Genomic DNA, 18956 nt, shown 5'->3' on the forward strand with positions numbered 1-18956 from the left:
GGCCGGACGGGCGCAATCAGGGTTTCCCTAGGCCAAGCGCGGTCATGTATGCTACGGCGCTTCCTGTCACTCCACTTCCAGCCCGTCCGGGCCGCGAAACGCCAACTTGGCGTCACCCGCCCCCGATGTCGCATCGAAGAGGACTGGGCCACCCCTATCCAGTACAAAAGTAGCCATGCACGAACACTATCAGCCCCGTGAAATCGAAGCCGCCGCCCAGTCGTTCTGGGATGAGCACAAGTCCTTTGAAGTCAGTGAACAGCCAGGCAAGGAAACCTACTACTGCCTGTCGATGTTCCCTTACCCCAGCGGCAAGCTGCACATGGGGCACGTGCGCAACTACACCATCGGCGACGTGATCTCCCGCTACCAGCGCATGCAGGGCAAGAACGTCCTGCAGCCGATGGGCTGGGACGCGTTCGGCATGCCGGCGGAAAACGCCGCGATGAAGAACAACGTGGCGCCCGCCAAATGGACCTACGAAAACATCGCCTACATGAAGTCCCAGCTGCGCAGCCTGGGCCTGGCGGTGGACTGGTCGCGCGAAGTCACCACCTGCAAGCCGGACTACTACCGCTGGGAGCAGTGGCTGTTCACCCGCCTGTTCGAGAAGGGCGTGATCTACCGCAAGAACGGCACCGTGAACTGGGACCCGGTCGACCAGACCGTCCTGGCCAACGAGCAGGTGATCGACGGCCGCGGCTGGCGTTCCGGCGCGGTGATCGAAAAGCGCGAAATCCCGATGTACTACTTCAAGATCACCGCCTACGCGGATGAGCTGCTGGAGAGCCTCGACGAGCTGACCGGCTGGCCTGAACAGGTCAAGACCATGCAGCGCAACTGGATCGGCAAGTCCCGCGGGATGGAAGTGCAGTTCCCGTACAACGTCGATTCCATCGGCGAGACCGGCACCCTGAAGGTCTTCACCACCCGTCCTGACACCCTGATGGGCGCGACCTACGTCGCCGTGGCCGCCGAGCACCACCTGGCCGCCCTGGCCGCGCAGAACAACCCTGAGCTGCAGGCGTTCATCGCCGAGTGCAAGGCCGGCAGCGTCGCCGAAGCCGACGTCGCCACCCAGGAAAAGAAAGGCCTGCCCACCGGCCTGTTCGTCGAGCACCCGCTGACCGGCGAGAAACTGCCGGTGTGGGTCGCCAACTACGTGCTGATGCACTACGGCGACGGCGCGGTCATGGCCGTTCCGGCCCACGACGAGCGCGACTTCGAGTTCGCCCAGAAGTACAGCCTGCCGGTCAAGTCCGTGGTGCGCACCAGCGCCGGCGACACCAACCCGGCCCCGTGGCAGGACGCCTACGGCGAGCACGGCACGCTGATCAACTCCGGCGAGTTCGACGGCCTGGACTTCGCCGGCGCGTTCGACGCCATGGAAGTCGCCCTGATCAAGAAAAACCTCGGCGCCTCGCGCACCCAGTTCCGCCTGCGCGACTGGGGCATCAGCCGCCAGCGCTACTGGGGCTGCCCGATCCCGATCATCCACTGCGGCGCTTGCGGCGACGTGCCGGTGCCGGAAGACCAGTTGCCGGTCGTGCTGCCGGAAGACGTGGTGCCGGACGGCAACGGCTCGCCGCTGGCGCGTATGCCGGAATTCTACGAGTGCGCCTGCCCGAAATGCGGCCAGCCCGCCAAGCGTGAAACCGACACCATGGACACCTTCGTCGAGTCGTCCTGGTACTACGCCCGCTACGCCTCGCCGCACTTCGAAGGCGGCCTGGTGGAAAAATCCGCGGCCGACCACTGGCTGCCGGTGGATCAGTACATCGGCGGCATCGAGCACGCCATCCTCCACCTGCTGTACGCGCGCTTCTTCCACAAGCTGATGCGCGACGAAGGCCTGGTGAGCTCCAACGAGCCGTTCAAGAACCTGCTGACCCAGGGCATGGTGGTCGCCGAGACCTACTACCGCCGCGAAGCCAACGGCGCCTACACCTGGTTCAACCCGGCGGACGTCGAGCTCGAGCGCGACAGCAAGGCCAAGGTCATCAGCGCCAAGCTGATCGCCGACGGCCTGCCGGTGGAGATCGGCGGCACCGAGAAGATGGCCAAGTCGAAGAACAACGGCGTCGACCCGCAGTCGATGATCGACCAGTTCGGCGCCGACACCTGCCGCCTGTTCATGATGTTCGCCTCGCCGCCCGACATGAGCGCCGAATGGTCGGACTCCGGCGTGGAAGGCTCGCACCGCTTCCTCAAGCGCGTCTGGCGCCTGGCCCAGGCCCATATCGTCCAGGGCCTGCCGGGCAAGCTGGACGTCGCCGCCCTGAACGACGAGCAGAAGGCCGTCCGCCGCTCGATCCACCAGGCCATCAAGCAGGCCAGCCACGACGTCGGCCAGAACCACAAGTTCAACACCGCCATCGCCCAGGTGATGACCCTGATGAACGTGCTGGAGAAAGCCGCCCAGGGCACCGAGCAGGACCGCGCCCTGATCCACGAAGGCCTGGAGACCGTGACGCTGCTGCTGGCGCCGATCACCCCGCACATCAGCCACGACCTGTGGAACCGCCTGGGCCACGCCGGCCCCGTGATCGACGCCGCCTGGCCTGCGCTGGACGAAAGCGCGCTGGTGCAGGACAGCCTGACCCTGGTGATCCAGGTCAACGGCAAGCTGCGCGGCCAGATCGAAATGCCGGCCAGCGCCACCCGCGAGGAGATCGAAGCCGCGGCCCGCGCCAACGAGAACGTGCTGCGCTTCGTCGACGGCCTGACGATCCGCAAAGTGATCGTGGTGCCGGGCAAACTGGTCAACATCGTCGCCAGCTAAATTGGATCGGGCGCCGGCTGCGGCCGGCGCCCTGTAAAACCTTTCGGGCCGCAGCATCGGCCCACACGGTTTCAAGGGGAGCAACACAATGATCAAACGCAATCTGCTGGTGATGGGCCTCGCGGTCCTGTTGAGCGCCTGCGGTTTCCACCTGCGCGGCACCGGCACCACCGAACTGGCGATCAAGGAACTCGACCTGAGCGCCCGCAACGCCTACGGCGAGACCGTGACCCAACTGCGCCAGGTGCTGGAGTCCAGCGGCGTCAAGGTGGTCTCCGGCGCGCCGTACAAGCTGTTCCTGGCCGACGAGCAGGAAAGCCAGCGCATCCTCAGCTATGCCGGCGCAGGCCGTACGGGCGAGTACCAGGTCAACACCGTGCTCAACTACGACATCCGCGGCGAGAACAACCTGCTGCTCAAGAGCGACAAGCTTGAAGTGCAGAAGGTGTTCATCCACGACGGCAACAACCTGGTGGGTTCCGACCAGGAAGCCAACGACGCCCGCCGCGAAACCCGCCGCGAGCTGGTTCAGCGCATGATGCTGCGCCTGCAGCAACTGACGCCGGCCCAGCTGGACGACCTGCAGCAGAAGGCCAACGCCCGCGCCAAGGCGGAAGCCGACGCGCTGGAAGCGGCGCAGAAGGCTGAGGCGGAGACTCCGCGCCAGTCGCCGCTCGAACTGCCGCAGCAGTAAGACGTCCGGGGCGCTCAGGCGCCCCGTTCGCTTTCTCTTATGAAGCTCGCTCCCGCCCAACTCGCCAAACACCTGCAAGGCACGCTGGCGCCGGTCTACGTCATCAGTGGCGACGACCCGCTGCTGTGCCAGGAAGCCGCCGACGCCATCCGCTCCGCCGCCCGCCGGCAGGGCTTCGACGAACGCCAGGTGTTCGCCGCCGACGCCAACTTCGATTGGGGCACGCTGCTGCTGGCCGGCGCCAGCCTGTCGCTGTTCGCCGAAAAGCGCCTGCTGGAACTGCGCCTGCCCTCGGGCAAGCCCGGTGACAAGGGCGCCGCCGCGCTCATCGAATACTGCTCGCGCCCGGCCGAAGACACCCTGCTGCTGATCAGCCTGCCCAAGCTCGACGGCAGCGCGCAGAAAACCAAGTGGGGCAAGGCCCTGGTCGAAGGTGCGCAGACCCAGTTCGTGCAGATCTGGCCGGTGGACGCCAACCAGCTGCCCAGCTGGATCCGCCAGCGCCTGTCCCAGGCCGGCCTGTCGGCCAGCCAGGACGCGGTGGAACTGATCGCCGCGCGGGTCGAGGGCAACCTGCTGGCCGCCGCCCAGGAAATCGAAAAGCTCAAGCTGATGGCCGAGGACGGGCAGATCACCGTCGAAACCGTGCAGGCGGCCGTGGCCGACAGCGCACGCTTCGACGTGTTCGGCCTGACCGACGCGATCCTCAACGGCGAAGCCGCCCACGCGTTGCGCATGCTCGAAGGCCTGCGCGGCGAAGGCGTCGAGCCGCCGGTGATCCTCTGGGCCCTGGCCCGGGAGCTGCGCCTGCTGGCCAGCATCGCCCAGCAGTACAGCCAGGGCACGCCGCTGGACAAGGCCTTCAGCCAGTCCAAGCCGCCGGTCTGGGACAAGCGCAAGCCGCTGATGACCAAGGCCCTGCAACGCTACTCGGCCCAACGCTGGGCGCAACTGCTGCTCGAAGCCCAGCGCATCGATGCGCAGATCAAGGGCCAGGCACCGGGCTCGCCGTGGATGAGCCTGAGCCGGTTGTCATTGCTGATGGCCGGACAGCGCCTGCCGTTGCCTGCCGAATAAGTGCCGGACGTTGCGGCGAAGGCGCAAGCTTCCTCGCCGCAATGTTCATCACCGGACTGGACAGACCGCGAACATCGGCAGATCATCTGCCACGCAAAATCCCCCCTCAGAGAGTGACATCATGAGCAAAAAGCCATCGAAGCATGGCCACAACAAGGCCAAATCCATCATCGCCCAACCGCTGTTCCGCAGCCGCCAGGAACGCCCGGCCAAGGGCAAAGGCAGCTACCGCCGCGAAGCCTTCCAGTCTAAAAGCTGGGAGGCTTCTTACTTTCTGGCCGCGTGAAGCGCTTCACCCCTTTGCCATGTTAAGGTCTGCACCTGATTCACATCCTCTGGACCTGTGCATGCCCCTTTGCCTTACCCGTCGTTGGCCCGTGCGCCAATTGATCGCCGCCACCAGCTTCGTGTTGCTGGTCGCCTGCGCGGAGAAACCCACCGCCGCCGACGCGCAACCGCTCCAGACCGCCCCCGTGGCCACCGCCCCGGCCATCGTTCCGCCCGTCGTGCCTTCCGGTGACGACCTCGACCTGCAACCGACCCAAACCTTCGCCGAATGGCAGGCAGGCTTTCGCAAGGACGCCCTCGCCGCCGGGATCCGCGCCGACGTGTTCGACCGCGCCTTCGCCAACGTCAGCTTCGACGCCAGCGTGATCCGCGCCGACCGCAGCCAGCCGGAGTTCGCCCGGCCGGTGTGGGAATACCTCGACGGCGCGCTCTCGCCGCTGCGGGTGCGCAAGGGCCAAGCCCTGATCAATCAGTACGCCGGCATCCTGCAGAGCATCGAACAGCGCTATGGCGTGGACCGCCAGGCACTGGTGTCGGTGTGGGGGATGGAAAGCAACTTCGGCCAGTTCCAGGGCAACAAGTCGGTGATCAACTCACTGGCGACCCTGGCCTACGAAGGCCGCCGCCCGGGCTTTGCCCATGCGCAACTGATCGCCGCGCTGCAGATCCTGCAACAGGGCGACATCACGCCCGAGAAGATGCTCGGCTCCTGGGCCGGCGCCATGGGCCAGACCCAGTTCATCCCGACCACCTACAACACCCACGCGGTGGACTTCGACGGCGACGGCCGCCGCGACATCTGGGGCAGCCCGGCCGACGCCCTGGCCTCGACCGCGCATTACCTGCAAAGCTCCGGCTGGCAGCGCGGTCAGCCGTGGGGCTTTGAAGTGCAGCTGCCGAGCGGCTTCAACTACACCCTCGCTGACGGCGCGATCCGCAAGAGCGTCGCCGAGTGGCGCCAACTGGGCGTGATCCTGCCCAACGGCGGGCAAGCGCCGGCCGGTTCCGATCAGCTGTCCGCCGCCCTGTTGCTGCCGGCCGGCTACCGTGGCCCGGCGTTCCTGATCCTCGACAACTTCCGGGCGATCCTCAAGTACAACAACTCCTCGTCGTACGCCTTGGCGGTGGGTCTGCTGTCGGAGCGCTTCAACGGCGCCGGCCTGATCAACGGCACCTGGCCCAAGGACGACCTGCCGCTGAGCCGCACCGAGCGGATCGAACTGCAGAACCTGCTCAGCGCACGCAACTACGACGCCGGCGCGGCGGACGGCATCATCGGCGCCAACACGCGCAAGGCGATCCGCAGCGCGCAGCAGTCGTTCGGCTGGCCGGCGGACGGCTATCCGACGCACAAGCTGCTCGAAAGCCTGCGCGCCCAGTAAAAAGCATCACGGGCAAGCCCGCTGCCACAGGGATCGCACTGAACCTGTGGCAGCGGGCTTGCCCGCGAATACGCTCCGGCAGGCGCCGGATGCTTACTGCCTGACCACCACATCCTGCTCCAGCAGCAACTCTTGCTTCCCGGCGTCCAGCCGCACCAGCGCCCCCAGCGGCAAGGTCAGGTTCGGATCGCAATGCCCGCTGCGCCAGCCGGACAGCACTGGGATGCGCAGCGGTTCGAAGGTCTGCTTGAGCAACCGGTTCAGCGCAACGGTCTCTACCCCCGCCACATCCCCGACCAGCACACCGCGCAACTTGCGCAGGTGACCGGCCAGGCGCATCTGGGTCAGCAGCCGGTCAATGCGGTACAACGGCTCGTTGACGTCCTCGATCAACAGGATCACCCCTTCGGCGTCGATCTCGTAGGGCGTGCCCAGCGTGGATGCGATCATCGCCAAGTTGCCGCCCAGCAGCCGGCCATGGGCGATCCCCGGCTCGACGGTGGTCAACGGCCAGGCCGCCGGGTGGGCGATCACGCTGCCGGCCTGTAATTGGCCCCGCAGCATGGCAAAGAACGAAGTGACCGTCGGCGGCTCCTTGTCGCCCAGCAGGTCGGCGTTGAGCAGCGGCCCGTGAAAGGTCACGAACCCGGCGTAACGGCTGATGGCGAGGTGCAGCGCGGTGATGTCGCTGTAGCCGACGAACGGCTTGGCATGGCGCCCCAGCAGGTCGTAGTCGATGCGGTCGAGCAGGCGCGGCGTGCCGTAGCCGCCGCGCAGGCAGATGATCGCGTCGACCTCGGGATCGGCAAACGCGGCGTGCAGGTCATTGAGGCGCACCTCGTCGCTGCCGGCCAGGTAACCGTCCTTCTCATAGACGCCGGGAAAGATCCGCAGCCCGTAGCCCCGGGCGCGCATCCACTGCACCGCCTTGTCCGTGTCCAGCGTGCCCGGCCCTGCGGGCGCGATGACGCCGATCGTCCCTTCGGACGGCAGCGCCGGCACGGGTCGGTGCGGAAAAAGGGTGTGGGTCGGTCGAACGGTCATCCATGGATCTCCCTGCGTGAAGTCGTGAGCACACAGTAGTCAGGTACGGCGGCAAACAGAAGAGGCATTGTCAGCCATCGGTTGCGGGAAAAGTCTCTGTCGAGCATAGGCCAGGCAAAAAAACGCCCGCCGGGCGCTGGGGCGCGGCGGGCGATTTCGGGTCAGCGCCGGATCAGGAACCCAGCAGCTCGGCCTTGACCAGTTTCGCCTGCTCGTCGGCGTGGTAGGAGGAACGCACCAGCGGGCCGGAGGCGACGTTCTTGAAGCCCATCTTGTAGCCTTCCTCGGCGAACCAGGCGAAGGTGTCCGGGTGCACGAAGCGCTGCACCGGCAGGTGGCTGCGGGACGGCTGCAGGTACTGGCCCAGGGTCAGCATGTCGATGTCATGCTCGCGCATGCGCTTCATGACTTCGATCACTTCGTCGTCGGTCTCGCCCAGGCCCAGCATCAGGCCGGACTTGGTCGGGATGTGCGGCATCATCTGCTTGAAGCGCTGCAGCAGGGTCAGCGACCACTGGTAGTCGGAACCCGGGCGTGCGGCCTTGTACAGGCGCGGCACGGTTTCCAGGTTGTGGTTGAACACGTCCGGCGGCTCGGCGGCGGTGATTTCCAGGGCGATGTCCATGCGGCCGCGGTAGTCCGGCACCAGGGTCTCCAGCTGCACGTTCGGCGACAGCTTGCGGATCTCGCGGATGCAGTCGGCGAAGTGCTGGGCACCGCCGTCGCGCAGGTCGTCACGGTCCACCGAGGTGATCACCACGTACTTGAGGCGCAGGTCGGCGATGGCGATGGCCAGGCTTTCCGGCTCGTTGACGTCCAACGGCTTCGGACGGCCATGGCCGACGTCGCAGAACGGGCAGCGACGGGTGCAGATGTCGCCCATGATCATGAAGGTCGCGGTGCCGCCGGAGAAGCACTCGCCCAGGTTCGGGCAGGAGGCCTCTTCGCAGACGCTGTGCAGCTTGTGCTTGCGCAGCAGGGTCTTGATGCGCTCGACTTCCGGCGAAACCGGGATGCGCACGCGGATCCAGTCGGGCTTCTTGGGAAGCTCCGTGGTCGGGATGATCTTCACGGGGATGCGTGCGACCTTCTCGGCGCCGCGCAGCTTGACGCCGGCTTCGACCTTGGCACGCGGGGCCGGGCGCTCAGTGACATCGAGCGTCGGGATCATGGTTTGCACTGCATCAGTAGTCATATCAGTCGATTCCGCCCGTCAGGGTCGTCTGCTCAGCATAGTCGAGGTGTTTGACGAGCTGCGCGCGCAGCCGGGCACTTACCTCGGCAAATTCAATCGATCCTGCGTGGTCGCTCAGCTGGGTCATGGCCAGCCCGGCGTAGCCGCAGGGATTAATCCGTCGAAACGGCTCCAGGTTCATGTCCACGTTCAGGGCCAGGCCGTGAAAGGAACAGCCGTGGCGAATCCGCAGCCCCAGGGATGCGATCTTCGCCCCGTCGACATAGACGCCGGGGGCGTCGGGCTTGGCCGCTGCGGTCACGCCGTAGCTGGCCAGCAGTTCGATCAGGCATTGCTCCATGCGCGTGACCAGGTCCCGAACGCCGAAACCCAGCTTGCGCACGTCCAGCAGCAGGTAGGCCACCAGTTGGCCGGGGCCGTGGTAGGTCACCTGCCCGCCCCGGTCCACCTGCACCACCGGAATGTCGCCCGGCAGCAGCAGGTGTTCGGCCTTGCCGGCCTGGCCCTGGGTGAACACCGGCGGGTGCTCGACGAGCCAGACTTCGTCCGCGGCATCGCTGCCGCGTTCGTTGGTGAAGCGCTGCATGGCATGCCAGACCGGCTCGTAAGCCATCTGGCCGAGTTCGCGAAAGCCCAGCGTGCCCGGCATCACAGCACCATGTGCACGAAACCGGTCGCCCGCAGTTCGCTGTTGATGTTGTACAGCTGATCCTGGTCGGTCGCCACGATGTGCAACTGGATGGTGGTGTACTTGCCGTTGCTGCTTTGACGCTCGTCCACACGCTCATCGTTGATCTTGGCGTATTTGCGGACGATGTCGATGATCTTGTCCTTGTTGCCCACGCCGGTGTCGCTGATCACCTTGACAGGATAGTCCGTGACAGGAAATTCGATCTTTGGCGCCTTTACTTGGGTATCGCTCATGGCGTAACGGCCTCGCAAGCCGTGCCAACGAGCATGGCCCCGCTCCGGGTTCGGGGCGGGGCCATGCAGGTCAACACTGGGATCAGTTGAACAAGCCGTAGAAGAATAGACGGATGCTATCCCACATGCGGCGGAAGATACCACCCTCCTCGACAGCGTCCAGGGCGATCAGGTCGGCGCTGTGCACCACCTTGTCGTCCAGTTTCACTTCGACTTTACCGATCACGTCGCCCTTGGCGATCGGCGCGGTCAGTTGCGGGTTCATGGTCATGCTGGCGGCGAGCTTCTTCAGCTGGCCTTTCGGCAGGGTCATGGTCAGGTCCTGGGCCAGGCCGGCCTTGACCTGACCGGTGGTGCCCTTCCAGACCGGCGCCTGGGCCAGTTCGGTGCCCTTCTGGTAGAAGGTCTGGGTTTCGAAGAAGCGGAAACCGTAGGTCAGCAGCTTCTGGGTCTCGGCGGCGCGGGCCACTTCGCTGTTGGTGCCGAACACCACCGCGATCAGGCGCATGCCGTCGCGCACGGCCGAGGACACCATGCAGTAGCCGGCTTCGTCGGTGTGGCCGGTCTTCAGGCCGTCGACGGTCTTGTCGCGCCACAGCAGCAGGTTGCGGTTAGGCTGCTTGATGCCGTTCCAGAAGAACTCCTTCTGGGAGTAGATGGCGTAGTGCGCCGGGTCTTCGTGGATGATCGCGCGGGCCAGGATCGCCATGTCATGGGCCGACGAGTAGTGCTCAGGGTTGGGCAGGCCGGTCGGGTTCATGAAGTGGGTGTTGGTCATGCCCAGGTCGGCGACGGTCTTGTTCATCAGGTCGGCGAACGCGTCTTCGCTGCCGGCGATGTGCTCGGCCACCGCGACGCTGGCGTCGTTGCCCGACTGGATGATGATGCCGTGCAGCAGGTCGCTGACGGTCACCTGGGAGCCGACCTTGATGAACATCCGCGAACCGCCGGTGCGCCAGGCGTTCTCGCTGACGGTCACCGGATCGTTCTCGCCGATCTGGCCGCGACGGATCTCCAGCGTGGCGATGTACGCGGTCATCAGCTTGGTCAGGCTGGCCGGCGGCAGGCGCTGGTCACCGTTGTTCTCCACCAGCACGTTGCCGCTGCTGGCGTCCATGAGCACGTAGGATTTGGCGGCCAGTTGCGGCGGCGACGGCATCATCTCGGCCGCGAAGGCGGCAGGCGAGAGGAGCAGCGGGACTAGCAGGCACAGGCGTTTGGCAAAGGTGGTGATGTTCATCCGTCTCTCGAAATCGCTAATGGAAACTGCCCTTGCGGGCAAAACTAATCAGATGGCCTTCTCATCGGGCCATCGCGTGTTCAGTTGCTCACTCCAGTCACCCTTGCCGGGCTTTTGTTCTTCGACGAGCCAACAACCTGGTCCACCCCCCGAAACCGCAAGTGAACCGTCAATCAAGTCCTACGTTTTTTACTCGGTGACCACGCTCGGCGAACCGAGGTTGGCCAGGCGCACGCTGTTCTGCACCTGGGCGATCTCACCCGGCGATCCGATCGGCCCCAGCCGCACCCGGTGCAGGGTCTGCTGATTGCGCACGATCGAACTGATGAACACCGGAGCGCTCACCATCCCGCTGAGCTTCGACCTCAGGAGTTCTGCAGCGTCCGGGTTGGCGAACGCGCCCACCTGCAGATACTGGCCAGACGCTGTTGCAGAAGCGTTTTTTTTTGCATCGAGCTGAACCGGCACGACGGCCGCGGCGTGCTGCTGCGGCGGAGGCGTCCACTGCTCGACGGTGCCGGCCGAAGCCGTGATCGCCGGGGCGGCATTCTGCGCCACTTGCGGCTCGTTGAGCATCAGAGGCGCCGGACGGCCCTTGGCGGCCCACCACTGCTGCGGGTCGATGCCTTCGACCTTGACCCGCGCGGTGCCGATTTCGGCGTAGCCGAGCTTCTTGGCGGCCGCGTAGGAGAGGTCGATGATCCGGTCCGAATAGAACGGCCCGCGGTCATTGACCCGCAGGATCACGCTCTTGTTGTTGTCCAGGTTGGTCACCCGCACATAGCTGGGCAGCGGCAGGGTCTTGTGCGCGGCGCTCATGCCGTACAGGTCGTACACCTCGCCGTTGGCGGTGTTCTGGCCGTGGAACTTGGTGCCGTACCAGGACGCGGTGCCCTGGGCGACGTAGGTCTTGGATTCCTGCAGCGGGAAGTAGGTCTTGCCCAGCACCGTGTACGGGTTGGCCTTGTAGGGGCCGGTGTGCAGGGTCGGCGTGGCGTCCGGGATGCGCGACACGTCGACGTCCCACCACGGCGCGCCGTCCTTGTGGGCCCGGTTGATGTCCAGGCCCGGCTGCGAGCGGACGCTGTTGGAGGCGGACTTCTGAGCGGGCGAACGGCTGGTCGAACAGCTGGCGACCAGCACCGCCAACGCAGCGAATGCCACCAGCTTCAGGGGTTTGTTGATAGGCAATGCCCGCATTACTTGACGCCCCGTGCTTGTACCAGCTGTTCAGACAGTTGATGTACGGCCATGGCGTACATCACGCTGCGGTTATAACGCGTGATCGCGTAGAAATTCTTCAGGCCCATCCAGTATTCGGGGCCGTTGTCGCCTTCGAGGCGGAACGCGGTGACCGGCATGTCGTCGCGCAGCGCATCATGACTCGACCAGCCCAGCGCCCGCAACTCCCCGACGGTTTTCGTCGGCTCGATGCCGGCGGTCAGACCTTCGTCCACCTGCTCGCCCCGCACATCCGCCCGGCTCACCACCGGCTCGCCGGCGACCCAGCCGTGACGCTTGAAATAGCTGGCGACGCTGCCGATCGCATCGTCCGGGTTGTTCCAGATGTTGATGTGGCCGTCGCCGTCGAAATCCACCGCATAGGCGCGGAAACTGCTCGGCATGAACTGCGGCAGGCCCATGGCGCCGGCGTAGGAGCCCTTGAGCGTCAACGGGTCGACCTGTTCCTCACGGGCCAGCAGCAGGAACTCGCGCAGCTCCTTGCGGAAAAACTCGGCACGGGGAGGATAGTCGAATCCGAGGGTGGACAAGGCATCGATCACCCGGAAATTGCCGGTATTGCGTCCGAAAAAGGTCTCAACGCCGATGATCGACACGATCACCTGGGCCGGAACGCCGTATTCCTGCTCGGCGCGGGCCAGGGTGGCCTCGTGCTGGCGCCAGAAGTCCACCCCGCGGGCGATGCGCGCGTCGGTGAGGAACATCGGCCGGTATTCCTTCCATTGCTTGACCCGCTCGGCGGGCTTGGAAATGGCATCGAGGATCGACTGCTTGCGCTCGGCCTCGCGGAACACCGCCATCAGCTGCTCGCCGGCGAAACCGTAGTCGCGGGTCATCTCGCCGACGAACTCGGCCACCTGGGGCGAGCCCTCGTAATCACCGGCCAGCGCTTCCTGCGCGCCGCCAAGGATGCCCACCAGGCCGACCCACGGCATGTGCCGGGTCGCCCAGCCACGCATTGCTTGCATTGAACTGTTCACCTTATTCAAACCTGTGCGATCCACTTGCGGTGGGTATGGATCGACATCAAAACCCCAAACGCTGACAGCAGCGTCACCAGCGAAGTTCCTCCGTAGCTAATGAACGGCAACGGCACCCCCACCACCGGCAGCAGGCCGCTGACCATGCCGATGTTGACGAACACATAGACGAAGAACGTCATGGTCAGCGCACCGGCCAGCAGCTTGCCGAACAGCGTCTGCGCCTGGGCGGTGATCACCAGCCCGCGGCCGATCAGCAGCAGGTAGATCAGCAGCAGCGCGCAGATCCCCACCAGGCCGAACTCTTCGCCCAGCACCGCAATGATGAAGTCGGTGTGGCTTTCCGGCAGGAAGTCCAGGTGCGACTGGGTGCCCAGCAGCCAGCCCTTGCCGAACACGCCGCCGGAACCGATGGCGGCCTTGGACTGGATGATGTTCCAGCCGGTGCCCAGCGGGTCGCTTTCCGGGTCGAGGAAGGTCAGGATCCGCTGCTTCTGGTAGTCGTGCATGATGAAGAACCACATGGCGACCGCCACCGGCACGGCCGCGGCCAGCACGCTGAGGATCCAGCGCCAGCGCAGGCCGCCCATGAACAGCACGAACGCACCGCCGGCCAGGATCAGCAGCGAGGTGCCCAGGTCCGGCTGGCGCACGATCAGCACGAACGGCACGCCGATCAGCAGCAGGCTGATGCCCACATGCTTGAGCTGCGGCGGCAGCGTGCGTTTGGACAGGTACCAGGCGATGGTCGCCGGCATCAGGATCTTCATGAACTCGGACGGCTGGAAGCGGATCACCCCGGGGATGTTGATCCAGCGCGTGGCGCCCATGGCGTTGTGGCCCATGATGTCCACCACCATCAGCAGCACCACCCCGACCACGTAGCCCAGCGGCACCCAGCGCGCCATGAACCGCGGCTCGAACTGGGCGATGACGATCATCGACACCAGGCCGATGCCGAACGAGGTGGCCTGCTTGCCCAGCAGGTCCCAGCTCTTGCCGCTGGCCGAATACAGCACGAACAGGCTGCCGGCGGCCAGGATCAGCAGCAGCACCAGCAACGGGCCGTCGATGTGCAGGCGTTGCAGCAGCGTCGCGCGGCGACGCATCACATCCTCGCTGGAGAGCATGCGATCGAAATTATTCTTCACGGGCCGTAGCCTCCGCACTGATAGGGCTGGCGTATTCGGCCTTCAACCGTCCGTCCTGATCCAGAAGCCAGGCATCCATGACCTGACGCACCACCGGCGCCGCGACGCCGGAGCCGGACTCACCGTTCTCGACCATCACCGACACCACGATCCTGGGATCGTCCGCCGGGGCGAAGCCCACGAACAAAGCGTGGTCGCGGTGGCGCTCCTGCACCTTGGAGCGGTCGTACTTCTCGCCCTGCTTGATCGCGACCACCTGGGCCGTACCCGACTTGCCGGCGATCCGGTACTGGGCGCCGATAGACGCCTTGCGCGCGGTGCCCCGGGCACCGTGCATCACCTGCTGCATGCCGTGGTTGACCTTGGCCCAGTCCGACGGGTCGCGCAGGACGATGTCCGGCATCGGATTCTCGTCCTTGGGCTTCTCGCCCTCGATGGTCTTGGCCAGGTGCGGACGGTTCCACACGCCCTTGTTGGCCACCAGCGCCGTGGCCTGGGCCAGCTGCAGCGGCGTGGACTGCATGTAGCCCTGGCCGATCCCCAGGATCAGGGTCTCGCCGGGGAACCAGGCCTGGCGGCGGGTCGCCCGCTTCCACTCGCGGGACGGCATCAGGCCGGGGGATTCTTCGAACATGTCCAGCGAGACCTTCTGGCCGATGCCGAACTTGTTCATGTAGGCGGACAGCCGGTCGATGCCCAGCTTGTGCGCCAGGTCATAGAAGTAGGTGTCGTTGGAACGCATGATCGCCGTGTCCAGGTCGACGAAGCCATCACCGGTGCGGTTCCAGTTGCGGTACTTGTGATCGTAGTTGGGCAGCATGTAGTAGCCCGGGTCGAACACCCGGCTGGTCGCCGTCACCACGCCCGCGTCGAGGCCGGCGATGGCCACCGCCGGCTTGATGGTCGAGCCGGGCGGGTACAGGCCGCGCAGCACACGGTTGAACAGCGGCCGGTCGATGGAGTCGCGCAGCTCGGCATAGGCCTTGAAGCTGATGCCGGTGACGAACAGGTTCGGGTCGAAGCTCGGCTGGCTGACCATCGCCAGCACCTCGCCGGTGCGCGGATCCAGCGCCACCACGGCGCCGCGGCGGCCGCCCAGCGCCGCTTCGGCAGCTTCCTGCAGCTTGATGTCGAGGCTCAGGACGATGTCCTTGCCCGGCACCGGATCGGTGCGCTTGAGCACCCGCAGCACGCGGCCCCGGGCGTTGGTCTCGACTTCCTCGTAACCCACCTGGCCGTGCAGCTCGGCCTCGTAGAAGCGCTCGATGCCGGTCTTGCCGATGTGGTGGGTGCCGCTGTAGTTGACCGGGTCGAGGGTCTTGAGCTCTTTCTCGTTGATCCGCCCCATGTAGCCCACCGAGTGCGCGAAATGCGCGCCCTGGGGATAGTGGCGGACCAGCTGCGCGACCACTTCCACGCCCGGCAGGCGGAACTGGTTCACCGCGATCCGGGCGATCTGCTCCTCGGTCAGCTCGAACAGGATCGGCACCGGCTCGAACGGCCGGCGCCCCTGGCGCATGCGTTTCTCGAAGATCACCCGGTCTTCGGGCGTCAGCTCCAGCACTTCGACGATCACGTCGAGCACCTGCTGCCAGTCGCCGGAGCGCTCGCGGGTCATGCTCAGGCTGAAGCTGGGGCGGTTGTCCGCCACCACCACGCCGTTGCGGTCGAAGATCAGGCCGCGGGTCGGCGGGATCGGCTGGACGTGGACGCGGTTGTTCTCCGACAGCGTCGAGTGGTACTCGTACTGGATCACCTGCAGGTAATACAGCCGCGCAATCAGCACGCCGATCAGCATGACGATCGCAATGGCCCCGAACACGACGCGGCTGCGCACCAGACGTGCGTCTTTTTCGTGGTCCTTGATGCGGATCGGCTGAGACATGAGGGCTGGATTACTTGTGGTAAGGGTGGCCGGACAGCACGGTCCAGGCACGGTACAGCTGTTCGCCGATGAGGATGCGCACCAGCGGGTGCGGCAAGGTCAACGGCGACAGCGACCAGCGCTGGTCGGCCCGCGCGCAGACTTCCGGCGCCAACCCTTCCGGGCCGCCGACCATGAAGTTGACGGTGCGCGAGTCCAGCCGCCAGCGGTCCAGTTCGACCGCCAGCTGCTCGGTGCTCCACGGCTTGCCGTGGACTTCGAGGGTGACGATCCGCTCGTTCTGCCCGACCTTGGCCAGCATGGCTTCGCCTTCCTGACGGATGAAACGGGCCACGTCGGCATTCTTGCCACGGGTATTGAGCGGAATTTCCACCAGTTCCAGCGCCAGCTCGGACGGAAGACGCTTGGCATACTCATGCCAGCCTTCTTCCACCCACTTGGGCATGCGTGAACCGACGGCGATCAGTCGCAGTCGCACAGCGCTTACCTTACTGCTGGTCTTTGTTGAGCTTGGCGAAATGCTCGTGGGTGTTTTCCGGGCTGTGGTGCTTGGCGTCGGCCGCACGGCTCTGCTCGGCACCGGCCCACAGGCGCTCCAGGTCGTAGAACTGACGGGCCGAGGCGGTCATCATGTGCACGATCACCAGGTCCAGGTCCAGCAGCACCCAGTCGCTGTCGCCCTTGCCTTCTTCGCCCAGCGGACGGGCGCCGTTCTTTTTGACCTCTTCGCGGACCTTTTCCAGCATCGCGTTGATCTGGCGGTTGGAGGTACCGGTCGCGATCACCATGTAGTCGGTGATGCTCTGCTTGTCGCGCACGTCGATGACCTGGATGTCCTGGGCCTTGACGTCTTCCAGGGCCGCCACGGCGACCTTGACCAGCTCGTCGCCCTTCAGCGGCTCGGCGCTCACGGTCGGCTCCGGCAGCGGGGCACTCTTGAACGTGCCTTTGCGCTTGATTTTGTTTACGTCGTTGTTGGTCATATAAAACTCGTTTTGCTCATGTGTTCGGCGGTTCGGGATACGCCGGTGCGTATCAGTGAAGCACGCCTTGTTCAGTTCGACGCACGGTACAGACCGTGCGCATCGATGTAGGCCAGGACCGCGTCGGGCACCAGGAAACGTACCGACTTACCGCTGGCCAGCAGTTGACGGATCTGGGTGGCGGACACCGCGAGCGGTGTCTGCCAGACGAATGCAATCTGTCCGCTCGGCCCCTTGAGGGCCTGCGGGTCGCTCACCGAGCGCGCCGCCAGCAGGTTGCGCAAGGCATCCGGCGGCTCGCTGTCGGCGTCCGGGCGCTGAAGCACCAGGATGTGGCAATGCTGGAGCAGTTCGCTCCAGCGGTGCCAAGTGGGCAGGCCGCAAAACGCGTCCCAGCCCAAAAGCAGGAAAACCTGGGTCTCCGCGGCCATTTCGGCGCGCATCGACTCCAGGGTGTCGATGGTCCAGGACGGCTTGTCCCGCTGCAGTTCGCGGGCGTCCACCACCAGCGGCGGCACGCCGGCCACCGCGCATTCGACCATCGCCAGCCGGTCCTGCGCCGACACCTGCGGCGCATCGCGGTGCGGCGGCCGGGCGCTGGGCGTCAGGCGCAGCTCGTCGAGGCCCAGGGCATCGGCGACTTCCAGCGCACCGCGCAGATGGCCGACGTGCACCGGGTCGAACGTGCCGCCCAGTACGCCGATGCGCCGGGGTCGGGATTCGCTGGCGGGCAGCGGCGCTTTAGGGTCGAGATCGGACAAGTCAGACCGTCGCCTGGCCGCGCAACTGGCCATCACCGACCACGATGTACTTCTCGCAGGTCAGGCCTTCGAGACCCACCGGGCCGCGGGCGTGCAGCTTATCAGTAGAAATGCCGATCTCGGCACCCAATCCGTATTCGAAACCGTCGGCGAAGCAGGTCGGGGTGTTGATCATCACCGACGCCGAATCGACTTCCGTCACGAACCGACGGGTGTCGGCAAGGTGCTCGCTGACGATCGAGTCGGTGTGGTGGGAGCCGTAATGGTTGATGTGCTCGATGGCCTGGTCCAGGCCGTCGACGACGCGCACCGACAGGATCGGCGCCAGGTACTCGGTGCTCCAGTCGTCTTCGGTGGCCGCCACCGCGTCGATGATCGAGCGGGTGCGCTCGCAACCGCGCAGCTCGACGCCCTTCTCGCGAAAGCGGGCGGCCATCGACGGCAGGAAGTCCTTCGCGACGGCCTGGTCGACCAGCAGGGTCTCCATGGCGCCGCAGATGCCGTAGCGGTAGGTCTTGGCGTTGAAGGCGATGCGCTCGGCCTTGGCCAGATCGGCGTGCTCGCCGACGTAGACGTGGCAGATGCCGTCCAGGTGCTTGATCACCGGCACCCGGGCATCGCGGCTGATGCGTTCGATCAGGCCACGGCCGCCGCGCGGCACGATCACATCGACGTGTTCGGGCATGGCGATCAGCGCGCCGACGGCGGCGCGGTCGGTGGTCTCGACCACCTGCACCACGGCAGGCGGCAGGTCGGCTTCGGCCAGGCCGCGCTGGATGCAGGCGGCGATGGCGCGGTTGGAGTGGATCGCCTCGGAGCCGCCGCGCAGGATGGTCGCGTTGCCGGACTTCAGGCACAGGCTGGCGGCGTCGATGGTCACGTTCGGCCGGGACTCGTAGATGATCCCGATCACGCCCAGCGGCACGCGCATCTTGCCGACCTGGATGCCCGACGGACGGAAGCTCATGTCCCGGATCGCACCCACGGGATCGGGCAATGCCGCCACCTGGCGCAGGCCGGTGATCATGCCGTCGATGCGCGCCGGGGTCAGTTCCAGACGTTCCAGCAGCGCCGGCTCCAGGCCGTTGGCGCGACCGGCGGCCAGGTCCTGTTCGTTGGCTGCCGCAAGCTCGGCGCGGGCGGCGTCCAGGGCATTGGCGGCAGCCAGCAGGGCGCGGTTCTTCTGCGCGGTGCCGGCACGGCCGATGACCCGGGACGCTTCGCGGGCGGCGCGACCCAATCGGGTCATGTAGTCAAGAACGGACTCAGTCATGGTCTGCTGGGGTCTTGGCAAAGAGGAAAGCGGCAGATTATAGCTGTCGCGTCCC

At 65.8% G+C, this 18956-nt stretch carries 18 protein-coding genes; 5 read left to right on the plus strand and 13 right to left on the minus strand.

Annotation, left to right across the window (positions count from 1 at the left end):
* Positions 1 to 175 precede the first annotated feature (175 nt).
* The 5 genes from leuS (at position 176) to CAG33_RS14395 (ending at position 6223) form a co-directional block, all read left to right on the plus strand.
* Positions 176 to 2782, plus strand: a complete 2607-nt coding sequence (gene leuS / locus CAG33_RS14375) for a leucine--tRNA ligase (RefSeq protein WP_085632373.1) — start codon at positions 176 to 178, stop codon at positions 2780 to 2782.
* An 88-nt stretch (positions 2783 to 2870) separates the two neighbouring features.
* The gene (gene lptE, locus CAG33_RS14380) at positions 2871 to 3476 is read left to right on the plus strand and encodes an LPS assembly lipoprotein LptE (protein WP_085585999.1); all 606 of its coding nucleotides are present in this window, start codon (positions 2871 to 2873) and stop codon (positions 3474 to 3476) included.
* Positions 3477 to 3515: 39 nt separating this feature from the next.
* The gene (holA, locus tag CAG33_RS14385) at positions 3516 to 4553 is read left to right on the plus strand and encodes a DNA polymerase III subunit delta (protein WP_085585997.1); all 1038 of its coding nucleotides are present in this window, start codon (positions 3516 to 3518) and stop codon (positions 4551 to 4553) included.
* Between the two features lie 121 nt (positions 4554 to 4674).
* Positions 4675 to 4839, plus strand: coding sequence for an alternative ribosome rescue factor ArfA (gene arfA / locus CAG33_RS14390; RefSeq protein ID WP_085585995.1), 165 nt, complete (start codon positions 4675 to 4677; stop codon positions 4837 to 4839).
* A 61-nt stretch (positions 4840 to 4900) separates the two neighbouring features.
* Positions 4901 to 6223, plus strand: a complete 1323-nt coding sequence (locus CAG33_RS14395; protein ID WP_085638932.1) for a lytic murein transglycosylase — start codon at positions 4901 to 4903, stop codon at positions 6221 to 6223.
* A gap of 93 nt (positions 6224 to 6316) precedes the next feature.
* Here the strand turns inward: CAG33_RS14395 and CAG33_RS14400 are convergent, their stop codons facing one another.
* From CAG33_RS14400 to CAG33_RS14460, 13 genes are all read right to left on the minus strand, one after another.
* Entirely contained in the window at positions 6317 to 7267 is a 951-nt protein-coding gene (locus tag CAG33_RS14400) for an LD-carboxypeptidase (protein ID WP_085585991.1), read from the minus strand.
* Between the two features lie 172 nt (positions 7268 to 7439).
* Positions 7440 to 8462, minus strand: a complete 1023-nt coding sequence (gene lipA / locus CAG33_RS14405; protein WP_085585989.1) for a lipoyl synthase — start codon at positions 8460 to 8462, stop codon at positions 7440 to 7442.
* A 1-nt stretch (position 8463) separates the two neighbouring features.
* Entirely contained in the window at positions 8464 to 9111 is a 648-nt protein-coding gene (lipB, locus tag CAG33_RS14410; protein WP_085585987.1) for a lipoyl(octanoyl) transferase LipB, read from the minus strand.
* Positions 9111 to 9386 carry a DUF493 domain-containing protein gene (locus CAG33_RS14415; RefSeq protein WP_085585985.1) on the minus strand — a complete coding sequence of 92 codons (276 nt, stop codon included), beginning with the start codon at positions 9384 to 9386 and terminating at the stop codon, positions 9111 to 9113. The genes lipB and CAG33_RS14415 overlap by 1 nt, the downstream gene beginning before the upstream one ends.
* Before the next feature lie 82 nt (positions 9387 to 9468).
* Positions 9469 to 10626, minus strand: coding sequence for a D-alanyl-D-alanine carboxypeptidase family protein (locus CAG33_RS14420; RefSeq protein ID WP_085632379.1), 1158 nt, complete (start codon positions 10624 to 10626; stop codon positions 9469 to 9471).
* Between the two features lie 189 nt (positions 10627 to 10815).
* The gene (locus CAG33_RS14425) at positions 10816 to 11826 is read right to left on the minus strand and encodes a septal ring lytic transglycosylase RlpA family protein (protein ID WP_085585981.1); all 1011 of its coding nucleotides are present in this window, start codon (positions 11824 to 11826) and stop codon (positions 10816 to 10818) included.
* Positions 11826 to 12836, minus strand: a complete 1011-nt coding sequence (gene mltB, locus CAG33_RS14430; protein WP_085632381.1) for a lytic murein transglycosylase B — start codon at positions 12834 to 12836, stop codon at positions 11826 to 11828. The genes CAG33_RS14425 and mltB overlap by 1 nt, the downstream gene beginning before the upstream one ends.
* 17 nt (positions 12837 to 12853) lie before the next feature.
* The gene (gene rodA, locus CAG33_RS14435) at positions 12854 to 13957 is read right to left on the minus strand and encodes a rod shape-determining protein RodA (RefSeq protein WP_085586018.1); all 1104 of its coding nucleotides are present in this window, start codon (positions 13955 to 13957) and stop codon (positions 12854 to 12856) included.
* A gap of 31 nt (positions 13958 to 13988) precedes the next feature.
* Positions 13989 to 15884 carry a penicillin-binding protein 2 gene (mrdA, locus tag CAG33_RS14440; protein ID WP_085585977.1) on the minus strand — a complete coding sequence of 632 codons (1896 nt, stop codon included), beginning with the start codon at positions 15882 to 15884 and terminating at the stop codon, positions 13989 to 13991.
* A 10-nt stretch (positions 15885 to 15894) separates the two neighbouring features.
* The gene (gene rlmH / locus CAG33_RS14445; RefSeq protein ID WP_009051038.1) at positions 15895 to 16362 is read right to left on the minus strand and encodes a 23S rRNA (pseudouridine(1915)-N(3))-methyltransferase RlmH; all 468 of its coding nucleotides are present in this window, start codon (positions 16360 to 16362) and stop codon (positions 15895 to 15897) included.
* Between the two features lie 10 nt (positions 16363 to 16372).
* On the minus strand, positions 16373 to 16867 hold the full coding sequence (gene rsfS, locus CAG33_RS14450) for a ribosome silencing factor (RefSeq protein WP_085585975.1): 495 nt from the start codon (positions 16865 to 16867) through the stop codon (positions 16373 to 16375).
* Between the two features lie 71 nt (positions 16868 to 16938).
* Complete coding sequence (gene nadD / locus CAG33_RS14455; protein WP_170930002.1) at positions 16939 to 17628, minus strand: nicotinate-nucleotide adenylyltransferase; 690 nt, start codon at positions 17626 to 17628, stop codon at positions 16939 to 16941.
* 1 nt (position 17629) lies between these two features.
* Positions 17630 to 18901 (minus strand): glutamate-5-semialdehyde dehydrogenase, encoded by a 1272-nt coding sequence (locus CAG33_RS14460; protein ID WP_085638936.1) that lies wholly within the window; start codon positions 18899 to 18901, stop codon positions 17630 to 17632.
* Between the last annotated feature and the right edge of the window lie 55 nt (positions 18902 to 18956).

The organism is Pseudomonas sp. B3(2017) (assembly GCF_002113595.1).
Taxonomy (GTDB): domain Bacteria; phylum Pseudomonadota; class Gammaproteobacteria; order Pseudomonadales; family Pseudomonadaceae; genus Aquipseudomonas; species Aquipseudomonas ekonensis.

Bases quoted from the DNA above. Each gene is read 5' to 3' on its own strand.
- rodA (WP_085586018.1), bottom strand. From the start codon at position 13,957: ATGCGTCGCCGCGCGACGCTGCTGCAACGCCTGCACATCGACGGCCCG.
- arfA (WP_085585995.1), top strand. From the start codon at position 4,675: ATGAGCAAAAAGCCATCGAAGCATGGCCACAACAAGGCCAAATCCATC.
- lipA (WP_085585989.1), bottom strand. From the start codon at position 8,462: ATGACTACTGATGCAGTGCAAACCATGATCCCGACGCTCGATGTCACT.
- CAG33_RS14460 (WP_085638936.1), bottom strand. From the start codon at position 18,901: ATGACTGAGTCCGTTCTTGACTACATGACCCGATTGGGTCGCGCCGCC.
- CAG33_RS14425 (WP_085585981.1), bottom strand. From the start codon at position 11,826: ATGCGGGCATTGCCTATCAACAAACCCCTGAAGCTGGTGGCATTCGCT.
- rsfS (WP_085585975.1), bottom strand. From the start codon at position 16,867: ATGACCAACAACGACGTAAACAAAATCAAGCGCAAAGGCACGTTCAAG.
- holA (WP_085585997.1), top strand. From the start codon at position 3,516: ATGAAGCTCGCTCCCGCCCAACTCGCCAAACACCTGCAAGGCACGCTG.
- CAG33_RS14400 (WP_085585991.1), bottom strand. From the start codon at position 7,267: ATGACCGTTCGACCGACCCACACCCTTTTTCCGCACCGACCCGTGCCG.
- mltB (WP_085632381.1), bottom strand. From the start codon at position 12,836: ATGCAAGCAATGCGTGGCTGGGCGACCCGGCACATGCCGTGGGTCGGC.
- leuS (WP_085632373.1), top strand. From the start codon at position 176: ATGCACGAACACTATCAGCCCCGTGAAATCGAAGCCGCCGCCCAGTCG.
- CAG33_RS14415 (WP_085585985.1), bottom strand. From the start codon at position 9,386: ATGAGCGATACCCAAGTAAAGGCGCCAAAGATCGAATTTCCTGTCACG.
- lipB (WP_085585987.1), bottom strand. From the start codon at position 9,111: ATGCCGGGCACGCTGGGCTTTCGCGAACTCGGCCAGATGGCTTACGAG.
- mrdA (WP_085585977.1), bottom strand. From the start codon at position 15,884: ATGTCTCAGCCGATCCGCATCAAGGACCACGAAAAAGACGCACGTCTG.
- CAG33_RS14420 (WP_085632379.1), bottom strand. From the start codon at position 10,626: ATGAACATCACCACCTTTGCCAAACGCCTGTGCCTGCTAGTCCCGCTG.
- lptE (WP_085585999.1), top strand. From the start codon at position 2,871: ATGATCAAACGCAATCTGCTGGTGATGGGCCTCGCGGTCCTGTTGAGC.
- CAG33_RS14395 (WP_085638932.1), top strand. From the start codon at position 4,901: ATGCCCCTTTGCCTTACCCGTCGTTGGCCCGTGCGCCAATTGATCGCC.